This is a genomic window from Pseudomonas sp. MF09150 (assembly GCF_059862355.1).
Window position 1 is genome coordinate 68,576 of the sequence record NZ_JCBCUS010000012.1, and the last position, 13,149, is coordinate 81,724.

12 protein-coding genes are annotated in these 13,149 nt (G+C 65.8%); 3 read left to right on the forward strand and 9 right to left on the reverse strand.

Features of this window, described 5'->3' with window-relative positions; all coding sequences use genetic code 11:
* Window positions 1-4: 4 nt before the first annotated feature.
* Window positions 5-4,321 carry a DEAD/DEAH box helicase gene (locus AC19YX_RS30735; RefSeq protein ID WP_500607735.1) on the reverse strand — a complete coding sequence of 1,439 codons (4,317 nt, stop codon included), beginning with the start codon at window positions 4,319-4,321 and terminating at the stop codon, window positions 5-7.
* Between the two features lie 255 nt (window positions 4,322-4,576).
* On the opposite strand from AC19YX_RS30735, the gene AC19YX_RS30740 reads away from it, so the two are divergent.
* Together AC19YX_RS30740 and pgnE are read left to right on the forward strand one after the other, a co-directional pair.
* Window positions 4,577-5,461: a sugar nucleotide-binding protein gene (locus tag AC19YX_RS30740; RefSeq protein WP_078471589.1), complete on the forward strand. Its 885-nt coding sequence runs from the start codon at window positions 4,577-4,579 to the stop codon at window positions 5,459-5,461.
* Entirely contained in the window at window positions 5,454-6,386 is a 933-nt protein-coding gene (gene pgnE / locus AC19YX_RS30745) for a UDP-N-acetylglucosamine epimerase PgnE (RefSeq protein WP_201128219.1), read from the forward strand. Before AC19YX_RS30740 ends, pgnE begins: the two co-directional genes overlap by 8 nt.
* A 57-nt stretch (window positions 6,387-6,443) precedes the next feature.
* Here the strand turns inward: pgnE and AC19YX_RS30750 are convergent, their stop codons facing one another.
* From AC19YX_RS30750 to AC19YX_RS30770, 5 genes are all read right to left on the reverse strand, one after another.
* Window positions 6,444-7,142, reverse strand: a complete 699-nt coding sequence (locus AC19YX_RS30750) for an OmpW/AlkL family protein (RefSeq protein WP_078471591.1) — start codon at window positions 7,140-7,142, stop codon at window positions 6,444-6,446.
* A 157-nt stretch (window positions 7,143-7,299) separates the two neighbouring features.
* Entirely contained in the window at window positions 7,300-7,818 is a 519-nt protein-coding gene (locus AC19YX_RS30755; RefSeq protein ID WP_078471592.1) for a DUF3299 domain-containing protein, read from the reverse strand.
* An 11-nt stretch (window positions 7,819-7,829) separates the two neighbouring features.
* Window positions 7,830-9,095, reverse strand: a complete 1,266-nt coding sequence (locus tag AC19YX_RS30760; protein ID WP_201128218.1) for an ABC transporter permease — start codon at window positions 9,093-9,095, stop codon at window positions 7,830-7,832.
* 1 nt (window position 9,096) lies between these two features.
* Window positions 9,097-9,807, reverse strand: coding sequence for an ABC transporter ATP-binding protein (locus tag AC19YX_RS30765; protein WP_078471594.1), 711 nt, complete (start codon window positions 9,805-9,807; stop codon window positions 9,097-9,099).
* 79 nt (window positions 9,808-9,886) lie between these two features.
* Window positions 9,887-10,504: a DUF2796 domain-containing protein gene (locus AC19YX_RS30770; RefSeq protein ID WP_500607736.1), complete on the reverse strand. Its 618-nt coding sequence runs from the start codon at window positions 10,502-10,504 to the stop codon at window positions 9,887-9,889.
* Window positions 10,505-10,637: 133 nt separating this feature from the next.
* On the opposite strand from AC19YX_RS30770, the gene AC19YX_RS30775 reads away from it, so the two are divergent.
* Window positions 10,638-10,988 carry a hypothetical protein gene (locus tag AC19YX_RS30775; protein WP_500607737.1) on the forward strand — a complete coding sequence of 117 codons (351 nt, stop codon included), beginning with the start codon at window positions 10,638-10,640 and terminating at the stop codon, window positions 10,986-10,988.
* Here AC19YX_RS30775 and trxA read toward each other — a convergent pair.
* The 3 genes from trxA to AC19YX_RS30790 form a co-directional block, all read right to left on the reverse strand.
* A complete protein-coding gene (trxA, locus tag AC19YX_RS30780) occupies window positions 10,982-11,854 on the reverse strand; it encodes a thioredoxin (RefSeq protein WP_078471597.1) in 873 nt (290 codons plus the stop codon). The genes AC19YX_RS30775 and trxA overlap by 7 nt on opposite strands.
* 69 nt (window positions 11,855-11,923) lie before the next feature.
* A complete protein-coding gene (locus AC19YX_RS30785; protein ID WP_078471598.1) occupies window positions 11,924-12,589 on the reverse strand; it encodes a class I SAM-dependent methyltransferase in 666 nt (221 codons plus the stop codon).
* Window positions 12,586-13,044 carry a hypothetical protein gene (locus AC19YX_RS30790; RefSeq protein ID WP_421548944.1) on the reverse strand — a complete coding sequence of 153 codons (459 nt, stop codon included), beginning with the start codon at window positions 13,042-13,044 and terminating at the stop codon, window positions 12,586-12,588. The genes AC19YX_RS30785 and AC19YX_RS30790 overlap by 4 nt, the downstream gene beginning before the upstream one ends.
* Window positions 13,045-13,149: the final 105 nt, after the last annotated feature.

Below are 13,149 nucleotides of genomic sequence, written 5' to 3' on the forward strand. Positions count from 1 at the left end.
GTGCTCAGTGGCGGGTGAGGGCGGTGCGCAGCAACAGGGTGGCGTGTTCGTCCAGCTCCAGCCAGAAGTGAGGTTTGCCGGCAATGTGCGCCGCCGCCGGCACACCGTCGCGGTACACCAGGCGGTTGCCGGCCAGCGCCGGCACCTTGCTGCCGGGCAACAAGGTGCCGACGAGGTTCAACGGATCGACCCCGCACACTGCGACCAGGCTGCCGTCGTGGGGCCGGCGCCGCACTTCGCGCAGCAGCGGGATGGCTTCGGGCAGGGCGAATTGCTCACCGGCAAGGCCGCTGACAAAACGGCCGCCGCGAATCTCGCCCCGGGCTTCCAGGCGATGAAAGGTGCGCAGCAGTTCGCGCCAGCTTGGCAACCAGTCGGCTTCACGCTCCAGCAAGCGCCAGAACACCACGCCGTAGCGGCGCAGCAGGGTCATGGCTACGTGCTCCAGGGTGGCCGGTGCAGTGGCGGCGGGACGGTTGGACAGGGGCGCCGGGTCGGCGGGCGCTCGTCGTAGCAGCGCCCAGCGCCCGGCATCGTCCATGCCGCCGACAAACGCGCCACGGCCACGTCGGCTGCTGCGGGCCTGGCGTTTGCTGGCCGGGGTGATCAGCGCCCGCAGCCCGGCAAAGCTGTCGGCATTGACCAGGCCGGCTCCCACCAGCTCCTGCAGGGCAATCTCCAGTTCGCTGCGCAGCAGATGGGCCTCGTGCACCAGCTCGTCGAAAAACAGTGCCCCGTGCTGGCTCAGGGCGGCGTGCACCTTTTGCGCCTTGGGCGACAATTCATGGCTTTCGGGCGGTGCTGTGAGCGAGCTCCAGAGCGGCACCTGGGCCCGTGGCAGCAGGACCACCGGCGTGCTGCGCAGCGCGCTGCCGCTGAGGCTGTGCTGGGCACTGAGGCGGCTCCACACCAGCTTGCCGCTGCGGCACAGCTCATCGAGCCAGGTGGCGGAATAATCCTTGAGCCGCGCCGGCAACAGGTCGCTGTCCCAGGCCGAAGCCGCTGCCGGGTAGCCTTCCAGCTGGCCGACCACTTGCGCCAGCATGGCGCTGCCCTGGCCCCGGGTGCCGGCAGACAGGTGCTGCCAGTCGAATAGAAAACGCATGAAATCCTGCAACGCCACCGGCTCGATTTCCCGGCGCAGGCGCTTGACCGTGTAGCGATGGATACGCGCCAGCAGGTGCCGCTCGCACCATTGCGCCTCCTCGGTGCCGGGGCTGAAATGCCCGCGCAACACATAGCCCTCGCTTTCCAGTTGGGCCAGGGCCTGGGCGATGGTCGAGGGCGGCAATTGCAGGGGCGCGGCGATCTGCTCCATGGTCAGCGGGCCAAAGCCACCCAGGCGCGCGCGGAGGATTTCCACCCGTGCCGCGTCGGCGTCCCAGGGCTGGTCAAAACCCGGCAGCGGGGCCAGCGCCGGCTGCGCGCGGGCCTCGGGGTACAGCGCTTGCAGGCACACCAGGCGTTCCCGGGCGACCCACAGGGCGTGGCCCTGGCCGATCGGCAGGCAACTGGCGCGGCCATGCTCGGCCAGCTCCTGCAACCACAGCGGCCACTGCGGTTGGGCCTGGGCTTCGCCGGCGCTGATCGTGCCCAGGCTCATCAGCGCTTCGTGCATTTCATCGGCATTGGCCGGTAGCGGCCAGGCCTCGTCGCGCACGCTCTGGATCGCTTCGGGGTCCAGGGCGCCGAGGTCGTCGCTGGCTTGCGGGTCGCTCCAGCGCCGGTTGAGCACGGCCTGGGTACGGCGTTCTTCAAGCGGCGCATCGTCGAGAAAGGTGTAGGGCTTGGCGTTGAGAATTTCTGCGGCCAGGGGCGAGGGCGCCGGCAGATCGCGGCTGATCAGGCGCACCTGACCCTGCTCGATGCGCCGCAGCAGCGCCAGCCAGCCTTCGCTGTCCATGGCTTCGTGCAGGCAATCGTCGAGGGTCTGCTCCACCAGCGGGTGGTCGGGGATTTCCCGCTCGCCGGCGAGGTTTTCCAGGCAGGCGATCTGGTCGGGAAATACGCTGGCGATCAGGTCTTCGCTTTTCATGCGCTGGATCTGCGGCGCCACTTTGCGTCCGCCGGTAAAACGCGGCAACGCCATGGCCACCCCGGCGTTCCAGCGCCAGCGCACCCCGAACAGCGGCGCATCGAGCACCGCCTGGATCAGGATGTGCTCGGCGCTGTTGCTGTGCAGGTAACGCCACACCTCGTCCAGCTCGAAGCTGTGGCTGGTGGACAGCGACAGCACGATCGCGTCCTCGCTGGCCGCCGCCTGCAATTCGAAGTTGAAGGTGCGGCAGAAGCGCTTGCGCAGGGCCAGGCCCCAGGCGCGATTGATCCGACTGCCGTAGGGCGTATGGATAATCAGTTGGGTGCCGCCGGACTCATCGAAAAAGCGCTCCATGACCAGGGTGTCCTGGGACGGCAACGCGCCGAGGGCCAGCCGCGCCCGGGCCAGGTATTCCACCAGTTGCTCGGCGCTGGCGAGGTTCAGGCCAAGGTGTTCGGTCAGCCAGTCGAGGCTCGGTTGCACATTGCCCGGGCTGGCGGCCAGCAATGCGTCGAGTTGCCCCAGCAGGCGCGCCACGGCCTGGGACAGTTCGGCACTGCGCCCGGGCGCCTCGCCCAGCCAGAAAGGGATGGTCGGCGGCTGGCCCTGGGCATCCTCGACCCGCACCCGGCCCGGTTCGACCCGCAGGATGCGGTACGAGGTATTGCCCAGCTGGAACACATCGCCGGCGATGCTCTCGACCGCGAAGTCTTCGTTGACGCTGCCGATGTTCAGCGCCTGGGGTTCAAGCAGCACGCTGTAGTCGGCGTTGTCGGGGATGGTCCCGCCGCTGGTCACCGCCGTCAGCCTGCTGCCCCGGCGCCCGCGCAAGGCGCCGCCCACGGCGTCGCGATGCAGGTAGGCGCTGCGGATGCCCTGGCGCCCGTTGTAGCCTTCGGCGAGCATTTTCAGCAGGGCTTGGTAATGCGCCTCGTCGAGGGCGGCATAGGGCGTGGCCCGGCGAATCATCTGCAACAGCGCCTGCTCCTGCCATTCCTGGCAACTGACTTCGGCAATGATCTGCTGCGCCAGCACATCCAGCGGCGCCACGGGGATGTGCAGGGTGTCCAGTTCGCCGCGGCGCACACAGTCGAGCAGGGCCGTGCATTCGATCAAGTCGTCGCGGGACAGGGCGAACAGCCGGCCTTTGGGAGTGCCGCCGACCTGGTGCCCGGAGCGCCCGACCCGTTGCAGGAACGCGGAGATGGAGCGCGGCGAGCCGATCTGGCACACCAGGTCGACCTCGCCGATATCGATCCCCAGTTCCAGGGAGGCGGTGGCGATCAGTACCTGCAATTCGCCGCGCTTGAGCCGCTGTTCGGCATCCAGGCGCTGCTCCTTGGCCAGGCTGCCGTGGTGCGCCGCTACCGCCTGCTTGCCCAGGCGCTCGCTCAAATGCCGCGCCAGGCGTTCGGCCAGGCGCCGGGTATTGACGAAAATCAGCGTGGTGCGGTGTTCCCGCGCCAGTTGGGCCAGGCGCTCATACACCAGCTCCCAGACATCGTTGGCCATCACCGCCGACAGCGGCACCGGCGGCACCTCGATGCCCAGGTCCCGGGGGCGCGCATGGCCGATATCGACAATGGTGCAGGGCCGCTGGGTGCCGACCAGGAAGCGCGATACGGCGTCGATCGGCTTTTGCGTGGCCGACAGGCCGATGCGCATCAGCGGTTCGGCGCACAACGCTTGCAGGCGCTCCAGGCTCAGGGCCAGGTGGCTGCCGCGCTTGCCTGCGGCGATGGCATGGATTTCATCGACGATCACCGTGCGCGTGCTGGCGAGCATTCGCCGCCCGGAGTCGGAACCCAGCAGCACGTACAGCGACTCCGGGGTGGTGACCAGGATGTGCGGCGCATGCTTGCGCATGGCGCTGCGTTCTTTCTGCGGGGTGTCGCCGGTGCGCACGGCGGTGCTGATGCGCAGCTCGGGCAGGCCCATGGCGCGCAATTGCTCGGTGATGCCGGCCAGGGGGTTCTGCAGGTTGATCTGGATATCGTTACTCAGCGCCTTGAGCGGCGAGACGTACACCACCAGGGTCGCGTCCGGCAGCTCGCCGCCTTGTTCCAGGCCACGCCAGACCAGGTCGTCGAGCACCGCGAGAAACGCGGTTAGGGTTTTGCCGGAGCCGGTGGGCGCGGCGATCAGGGTCGACTGGCGCTGGCGAATCAACGGCCAGGCTTTAGCCTGCGCGGCGGTGACCGCGGGGAAGGTGGCGTTGAACCAGGCGCTGACGGCGGGGTGGAAGCCGGTCAGGGCGTTGTCCGCGGAGTGGGGAAGATTCATGGACTGAGTTATGCGGTCGTCTCAAGTCACTTGCAAGGCCCGCCGGGCGGCCTGGGCGTCACACCGGGCATGGCTGCGGCTACAAGGGTGATTTTTTCGGGTAAGGTGCCAACGGCTTGGCGCGTGTTTACTTTATCCGTGACGGTTGCGCCACAAACCCGCAAAATGCAACGATTCCGGCAATTCTCGATGGCTGAACCCGCGGGTTTGGCCGACTCAAACCATCGTTCCGAACAGACTGGGCTTGCTGACTCTATGCGAATGCGCCTTATGTTACTGGGCGGCGGAAATGCCCTTGGGCAGGCGCTGATTCGCCTGGGTGCGGAGGAAGACATCGGCTTCCTCGCCCCCCGTCCGCCGCAAGACGGCTGGGATGCCGCGAGCCTCACGCAACTGCTCGACGACACCCGCCCGGATGCCTTGATCAACCTTGCGTACTACTTCGACTGGTTTCAGGCGGAGGCCGTGCCCGAGGCACGCCTGGCCGGCCAGGAGCGTGCTGTCGAGCGGCTGTCCGAGCTGTGCCAGCATCACAACATCATTCTAGTGCAGCCTTCCAGCTACCGGGTCTTCGACGGTTCGCGGGCCACCGCCTACAGCGAAAAAGACGAACCCGTCCCTCTGGGGCTGCGCGGCCAGGCCTTGTGGCGGATCGAGCAAAGCGTACGCGCCACCTGCCCGCAGCATGTGCTGCTGCGTTTTGGCTGGCTGCTCGACGACAGCGCCGATGGCACCCTCGGGCGCTTCCTGGCCTGCGCCGAAACCGCTGAAGAACTGTTTATGGCCGATGACCGGCGCGGCAATCCGACGCCGGTGGACGATGCGGCACGGGTGATCATCTCGGTGCTCAAGCAGCTCGATTGCGCCGCGCCGCTGTGGGGCACTTATCACTACGCCGGCCACGAGGCGACCACCACATTGGCCCTGGGCCAGGCGGTGCTCACCGAAGCCCGCCAGCAACACCCCCTGGCCATCGAGTCGCCCACCGCCCAGGCCCACGCCGCGCGGCCGGACGCCGCCGACGAGCCGCAGCACGCGGTGCTGGCCTGCAAGAAAATTCTGCACACCTTCGGGATCAAGCCCCGCGCCTGGCGCGCCGGGCTCCCGGCATTACTGGATAGGTATTACCGACATGGCTGATGATCGCCCTGTACTGATCACCGGCGGCGCCGGTTTCATCGGCTCGCACCTGAGCGATGCGCTGCTCGCCAAGGGGTACGCGGTGCGTATCCTCGATAATCTGTCGACCGGCAAGCGCAGCAACCTGGCACTGGATAACCCGCGCCTGGAATTGCTCGAAGGCGATGTCGCCGATGCGGCCCTGGTGAACCGGGCCATGGTCGGTTGCCAGGCCGTGGCCCATCTGGCGGCCGTGGCCTCGGTACAAGCTTCGGTGGACGACCCGGTGCGCACCCACCAGAGCAACTTCATCGGCACCTTGAACGTCTGCGAAGCGATGCGCGAGGCCGGAGTCAAGCGCGTGCTGTTCGCCTCCAGCGCGGCCATCTACGGCAACAATGGCGAAGGCCATTCGATCGACGAAGACACGCCCAAGGCACCGTTGACGCCCTACGCTTCGGACAAGCTGGCCAGCGAGTACTACCTGGATTTCTACCGGCGCCAACATGGGCTGGAGCCGGCGATCTTCCGTTTCTTCAACATCTTCGGCCCACGCCAGGATCCGTCTTCGCCTTACTCCGGGGTGATCAGCATTTTCTGCGCGCGCGCGCAGCAGGGCCTGCCGATCACCGTGTTCGGCGACGGCGAGCAGACCCGCGATTTCATGTATGTCGAAGACCTGGTGAGCCTGCTGGTGCAAGCCATCGAAGCGCCGCAGCTGGAAGTCGGGGCGGTCAACGTCGGCCTGAATCAGTCGATGACCCTCAAGCAGATGCTTGAAGCCCTGGAGCAGGTGCTGGGTCAGTTGCCGCCGATCAGCTATGGCCCGCCGCGCTCGGGCGATATCCGCCATTCCCGGGCCAACAACCAGCGTCTGCTGGAGCGCTTCACACTGGCCGAGCAGACGCCGATGAGCGTTGGCCTGGCGCGACTTCTGGGGCGTTGAGGTTTATTCCAGGCATGAAAAAGGCGCCCCGAGAGGCGCCTTTTTTGTCTGTCGGGCTTAGAACTTGTAGCCCAGGCCGACCATGTAGACCATCGGGTCCACGTCGACATTGACCTTGGCCCGAGTGCCCGAACCCACGGCGACGTTGTCGACATAAGCGGTGGTGTTGATGTCGATGTAACGCACTTGGGCGTTGACCATCAGCTTGTCGGTCAGCATGTAGTCCGCACCCACCTGCCAGGCCAGGCCCCAGGAGTTCTTGGCGCGGAAGTTGTCGAAACCGGCTTCGCTGGCGCGGCTGCCGACGTGCTCGTCGTAGATCCAGGTGTAGTTGATACCGGCGCCGACATAGGGCTGGAACACCGACTTGGAGTCCAGCGGGTAGTAGACCACGCTCAGGGTCGGCGGCAGGTGCTTGAGGGTACCGAGCTTGCCATTGGCTGGGCCCAGGTCGGTGTTCTTGAGTTTCACATCGTGTTCGAACGGCGTGGCGGCCAGCAGCTCGATACCAATGTTGTTGGTGATCATGTAGGCAAAGTTCAAGCCCAGCTGGGTGTCGCTGCTCATGGTCGCCTTGCCGTTCAGGTTGGTACCTGCCAGCGAACCGCGATCGACCCTGACGTTGCCGCTGTCGGCTTTCGGGTTGACGGTGATGGCACCGGCGCGGACCAGAATTTCGCCCGCTTCGTGGGCGTGGGCAGCGGGGGCGGCGAGTGCGAGCGCAATCAGGGAGGCGCTGAGCAAGGACTTGTGCATGGAGGGCTCCAAAGGACGGTTCAAGTTGGCTGTGTCCAATGGTAAAGATCGTCCGCGCCCAGGCGTTGACTCAGCTCAATGAAATCGTCATGGCTGGCCAAAGCCATGAACTATTCTGTTTGCCCTTACTCTGTGTCCGGTTGTTCGTGCGGATGCCTCACTCGGGCAATTCGTAGACGTAGATCTTCTGTGCATCCATCTGATACCCGGCGTCTGCCAGCTCGCTGGTGGAGGCCTTGACCTGCATGGCACCTTCGATCCAGTAAGGCTGGTACAGCTCTTCGAGCTTGACCCCGACCTCGCTTTTGACATGCACGATCTGGTTCGACGGTGGCGGCGGCACGTGGATGCAGGCGCCGAAGTAGGGCACCAGCAAAAACTCGGTGGTGCGCCCTTCCTCGCTGACTTCCAGCGGCACGATATAACCCGGCAGGCGGATCGACTGGCCGTCGAGGCTGTTGACCACCGGCGCGTTGGGCATGTCCTGTTTGGCTGCCGGAGCGGACTCGGCAGCCAGGGCATCGCTCATTTGCGACAGGTCATGCAGCGGCTGCATGTTCGGTACTTCCGCTGGCGCGTCCGGCGGGATCATCTCCGACCAGGTCAGTTCTCTGGGCGCCGCTGCCCACAGGGGCATGGCCACCAGCAGCAACAGCGCAAGCAAGGCGCGGGGCATGAATCGATTCCTCATAAACGAATGGACAGGCCATCGGCCAGGGACTGCCGGTAGGCACGCCAGGCCGGCACGCTGCCCATCAGCAGCGCGGCGATCAGGATACCCCCGAGCAGCGTCCACTCATACTCGCTGGGCCAGGCCAGCGGCAGGTACAGGCCGTAGGTCGACTGCACGTAGCCCTGGGCCACGGCAATGCACAGGTACAGCAGGCCGAGCCCGGCGAGCACCCCGAACAGCGCCAGGGCGAAGGCCTCCAGCACCAGCAAGGTGGCGATATGCCAAGGGCGGGCGCCCACCGAACGCAGGATCGCCATCTCCCGCCGGCGCTCGTTGAGGCTGGTGAGAATCGCGGTAAGCATGCCGATCAAGCCGGTCAGGACCACAAACAGCGAGACCACGAACAGTGCTTTTTCAGCGGTGCCCATCAGGCTCCACAGCTCTTGCAGCGCCACGCCGGGGAGGATCGCCAGCATCGGCTCGCCGCGAAATTCATTGATCTCGCGCTGCACGGCAAAGGTCGCGATCTTGCTGTTGAGCCCGAGCATAAAGGCGGTGATGGCTTGCGGCGTGAGGTCCATGTTGCGGGCCTGGTCGGCGCTGATGCGCCCGGCGCCCTGAGCCGGCACGCCGTTGTGCCAGTCGATGTGAATCGCTTCCATGCCACCCAGGCTGATGTGCAGCGTGCGGTCCACCGGGGTGCCGGTGCGCTTGAGGATGCCGACCACGCTGAACGGCTTGTCGTCGTGCTTGACCAGGCTGATGGCCGCCACACCGTGGGCCAGCACCAGTTTGTCCCCCAGTTTGTAATGCAGGGCGTCGGCGACTTCAGCCCCCAGCACCACTTCGAACGGGTCGCTGGCGAAGGCGCGGCCGCTGGCCAGTTGCAACCGCTGCTGATGCCCGTACTGGTAATGCTCGAAGTAGGCCTCGGTGGTGCCCATCACCCGATAGCCGCGGTGGGAGTCGCCCAGGGAAATCGGGATTGCCCACTTCACTTTCGGGCTGTTGGCGAAGTGCTCGAAGCTGTCCCAGCGGATGTTGTTGGTGGCGTTGCCGATGCGGAACACCGAATACAGCAACAGGTTCACCGAGCCGGAGCGGGCGCCGACGATCAGGTCGGTGCCGCTGATGGTGCTGGCAAAACTGCTACGGGCTTCGGTGCGCACCCGCTCCACCGCCAGCAGCAGGCACACCGAGAGGGCGATGGCGAAGGCGGTGAGGATCGCGGTAAAGCGGCGGTTAGCCAGGCTGGCCATGGCTAGACGGAACAAATACATCTCAGACCTCTGCGGGCGTGGCGGCGCGATTGAGTTCGGCCAGCGACAGGTTGCGATCGAACAGGGGTGCCAGGCTCTGGTCATGGCTGACAAACAGCAGGCTGGCCCCGGCCTCGCGGCATTCGGCGAACAGCAGGCGGATAAAGGCTTCGCGGGCATCGTAGTCGAGGGCCGAAGTCGGCTCATCGGCGATCACCAGTTCCGGCTGGCCGATCAGCGCGCGCGCCGCGGCCACCCGTTGCTGCTGGCCGATGGACAGCGAGTCGGCGCGGCGATTGAGCAACTCCGGGTCCTTCAGGCCCAGGTGCGCCAGCAGGGTGGCGGCAGCCTGGTCGACGCTGCCATGGCGCTGTGCGGCGCGGCTGGCGCGCAGTTTGGAAAAGTGGCAGGGCAGCTCGACGTTTTCCCGTACCGAGAGGAACGGCAGCAGGTTGAACTGCTGGAAGATGTAGCCGGTGTGATCGACCCTAAAACGGTCGCGGGCGCCGGCCGAGAGTTCGGTCAGTTCCTGGCCCAGCAGGCGGATGCTGCCGTGGTCGGGTTTCTGCACGCCGCCCAGCAGGCCGAGCAGGGTGGTCTTGCCGCTGCCGCTGGGGCCCTTGAGGAACAGGGTTGCGCCGGCTTCCAGGCGAAACGCCGGGATGTCCAGCAACTGCGGATGCCCGGGCCAGCTGAAGCTCAGGTCGGACAGTTCGATAAGTGCTTGGGTCATGGTGGGCCGGTCAAGAAAATGAGTAATGGTGCATGGCCGCCGCCGCAGGTGACGACCTGCGCGGCAGCGGCGGCAACCGTCAGAACTTCAGGCTGGCGGCCTTGGCAGTGGCTTCGACACCTTGCTGGCCCGCGGGCGAGATGAGTTGTACCTGAATTTTCAGGGTGGCGGGGAAGGTCTTGAACACCTGAGTCAAATCAAGATTTTTCAAGGCTTCGGGCTTGGCACAGGTGAACTGGTAATGGGCGTGGATCTCGCTGTGCTCGTGGTGGTGCTCGTGACCATCGGCGTCCTTGGCGTCTTCGTCGTGGTCTTCATCTTCGTCGTGGTCATCGGCATCCGGCTTGTCGCCGAACAGCGGGCTTTCCAGCTCCTGCTTGGCCACGACGCAGCCGACGGCCTTGGGCAGGCTGAACAGCACCAGCGGCTGTTCCAGCTGGGCGCGGGCGGCGGCGACCTTGGCCTTGTCGGCGTCGCTGCTGGCCACATGTTCGAAGCCCACCAGATTCATCGCCGGGCTTTCCAGCTCCAGCTCCAGGGTCTTGCCGTCAAGGGCGGCGTTCAGGCGCCCGACCCCATGCTCATGGGCTCCGAGGCTGCCGTGCTCGTGTTCATGGTCGTGGTCATGGACCTCGGCGGCCTGGGCGATGGCCAGCGGCAACAGGGCGAACGGCAAGGCGAGAAGCAGACGGCGCATGGCAAGACTCCGGGCGAAGATGAAATAAATGTTATGTAATCTTATAACGATTGGCCGCAGAGTTTGCCCGCCCGCTTGGCGTTGCGCAAGACGCGTGGGAGCATGCTCGTCAGAAATATTCCGGAGCAGAGCAATGTTGCGAATTCGTGGAAGCATCGGCGACTGGCCGGTGGATTTGACCCTGGAGCTGGACGCCGGCGACTGGGCGCAGCTGGGCGCGCAGTTGCAGGCGAGCAAGCCTGAAACCGCAGCCACGCCGGCCAAGCCGGTGAATCAGGATGACGCGCTGTGGCTGATCGCCAAGGATCTGCTGCGCAAGGCCGGGCAGCTCAGTGGCCCGGACCTGCTGGAGCAACTCGAAGGCCTGACCGGCAGCGCCGCGGCGGGCAAGCGCCTGTTGGTGCGCCTGCGCCATTGGGCCGAGGTCAAGGTGGTGAGCGGCGCCGATACGCCGCTCTACAGCTGGGTGCAGCAGGCTCAGTAGAGGGCGGCGAACAGCTTGCGGCGGTAGGTGGTCACCAGCGGGTGATCGTTGCCCAGCAGTTCGAACACTTGCAGCAAGGTCTTGTGCGGCAGACCTTCGTTGTAGCTGCGGTTACGGATAAACAGCTTGAGCAGGGCGTCCAGCGCGGCGTCGTACTGCTGGCGTGCCAGTTGCTGGATCGCCAGTTGGTAGATGGCCTCATCGTCCTGCGGGTTTTGCGCCAGGCGCGCCTTGAGGTCGGCGGCGTCCGGCAGATCAGCGGCTTGCTTGAGGAAGGTGATCTGGGCCTTGGCCCCGGCCAGCGCGGCTTTATGCTCATCGCTTTTGACCGCGTCGAGCACGGTCTGGGCTTCGTCCAGTTCGCCGCGCTCGGCCAGGCAGCGGGCATAGAGAATCAGCGCCTTGGCGTTGCTGTTGTCTTCACCAAGCAGGGCCGTGAGGACGGCTTCGGCATCGGCGATCCGGCCTTCGGCGAACAGCGCCTCGGCCTGCTCCAGCGGGTCGGCGGCGGCCGGTGGTGGCATCTGCACATGGGGTTCGAGCATGGCGCGGACCGCGGACTCAGGCTGTGCGCCGGCAAAACCGTCGACCGGCTGGCCGTCCTTGAACAGCACCACCGTCGGCAGGCTGCGAATGCCGAAGCGGGCGACGATGTCCGGCTCGATATCGCAGTTGACCTTGGCCAGCAGCAGTTCGCCCTGATAGCTCTCGGCAATTTGCTGCAGCATGGGCATCAGCGCCTTGCAGGGCGCGCACCATTCGGCCCAGAAATCCACCAGCACCGGCTTGTGGAACGAGTTCTCGATCACCGACTGGTCGAAGTCGGCAGTGCTGGCGTCGAAGATGTACGGCGTGTCCTGGCTCATGGGGAATCTCGAAAAGCGGGAATGGGGCAACTATAAAGGGTGCCGGGGGGTAGCCGGAAGCGTCAGCCGCTACGGCTCGCCGGGGCGCTGTGCGTGATACAGGCTCACATCGCGAAACTCCCAGGGTTCGGCCAGGTCCGGCAGGGTCAGGGCGTGCAGCATGCCCAGGCGCTGATAGAGCGGATGCTGGAAATCCTTGACCCGTGAGTCGGCCACCAGCGCCTGGCGGCCACGGCTGAGGAACTGGTCCAGCAGCGGCAGGTTGGCCCGGTCATAGAGCACGTCGGCCACCAGGATCAGGTCGAAACGATCGGCCTCGGCAAAAAAATCCGTGGAGTAGCTCAGTTGCACGTCATTGAGCTCGGCATTGGCCTGGCAGGCAGCGATGGCCAGCGGGTCGAGGTCGCAGGCCACCACTTCCAGCGCGCCAGCCTTGGCGGCGGCAATCCCCGCGACTCCCGAGCCGGCGCCAAAGTCCAGGACCCGCTTGCCTCGCACCCACTGCGGGTGCTCGGCCAGGTAGCGCGCCAGGGCCAGGCCGCTGGCCCAGCAGAAGCTCCAGTACGGCGGCTCGTGGAGAATGCGGCGGGTTTCTTCCGGGGTGAAGGCGCGGTCCATATTGTCGGCGTCGATCAGCCAGAGTCGCAGCTCGGTCTGCGGCAGCCCGCAGGCCACCAGTTGCGCATCGCCGAGCAGCTCGCTCAGGGCCTGTTGCAGGTCGAGCGGTGGGGTCATGGTGCTTTGACGAATTGCAGCTGGCCCAGGGCCTGGGTGGTGGCCTGCTCGACCCGTTGCGCCGGCAGGTGCAGGATCAGTTGCCCGGATTGGCTGGCGCGGCCACGCAACTCGACCCGCGCACCGGCGGGGAAGGCTTCCGGGTTGAAACGCAGGCGAAACGGCAGGATCTTGCCGGTGCCGATCAGGTTGCTGTTGGCCAGCAGGCGCTGCGGCCGCCCGCGCTCGTCGATCACCAGCAGCGCCAGTTCGACTTCCGCGCCGGCCGGCACCCCATCCAGGGTGCCGCTCAGTTCACGCTGATAGGCCGGCAAAGGGCCGAGGTCGGTGGCTTCCTGGGCTTTTTTTACCGTTTGCTGCGAGCTGGGGGCGGGGGCCGCGGGCTTTGGGGTATCGCTGCTGCAGGCGACCAGCAGGCTGAAAAGGCTGAGCAAAACGAGCGGTCGTAGCGGCATGTGAAGCTCCAACAGGGCGAAATTCCATGTGCGAAACATAATAGTCGGTCTGTATACCGTAAAGGCTATGGCTTGTCTTGCCAGTGGGATGCGCTACCATGGCCC

Excerpts from the sequence above, each read along its gene's own strand:
- AC19YX_RS30735 (WP_500607735.1), bottom strand. The coding sequence starts at position 4,321 with ATGAATCTTCCCCACTCCGCGGACAACGCCCTGACCGGCTTCCACCCC.
- AC19YX_RS30740 (WP_078471589.1), top strand. The coding sequence starts at position 4,577 with ATGCGAATGCGCCTTATGTTACTGGGCGGCGGAAATGCCCTTGGGCAG.
- pgnE (WP_201128219.1), top strand. The coding sequence starts at position 5,454 with ATGGCTGATGATCGCCCTGTACTGATCACCGGCGGCGCCGGTTTCATC.
- AC19YX_RS30750 (WP_078471591.1), bottom strand. The coding sequence starts at position 7,142 with ATGCACAAGTCCTTGCTCAGCGCCTCCCTGATTGCGCTCGCACTCGCC.
- AC19YX_RS30755 (WP_078471592.1), bottom strand. The coding sequence starts at position 7,818 with ATGCCCCGCGCCTTGCTTGCGCTGTTGCTGCTGGTGGCCATGCCCCTG.
- AC19YX_RS30760 (WP_201128218.1), bottom strand. The coding sequence starts at position 9,095 with ATGTATTTGTTCCGTCTAGCCATGGCCAGCCTGGCTAACCGCCGCTTT.
- AC19YX_RS30765 (WP_078471594.1), bottom strand. The coding sequence starts at position 9,807 with ATGACCCAAGCACTTATCGAACTGTCCGACCTGAGCTTCAGCTGGCCC.
- AC19YX_RS30770 (WP_500607736.1), bottom strand. The coding sequence starts at position 10,504 with ATGCGCCGTCTGCTTCTCGCCTTGCCGTTCGCCCTGTTGCCGCTGGCC.
- AC19YX_RS30775 (WP_500607737.1), top strand. The coding sequence starts at position 10,638 with ATGTTGCGAATTCGTGGAAGCATCGGCGACTGGCCGGTGGATTTGACC.
- trxA (WP_078471597.1), bottom strand. The coding sequence starts at position 11,854 with ATGAGCCAGGACACGCCGTACATCTTCGACGCCAGCACTGCCGACTTC.
- AC19YX_RS30785 (WP_078471598.1), bottom strand. The coding sequence starts at position 12,589 with ATGACCCCACCGCTCGACCTGCAACAGGCCCTGAGCGAGCTGCTCGGC.
- AC19YX_RS30790 (WP_421548944.1), bottom strand. The coding sequence starts at position 13,044 with ATGCCGCTACGACCGCTCGTTTTGCTCAGCCTTTTCAGCCTGCTGGTC.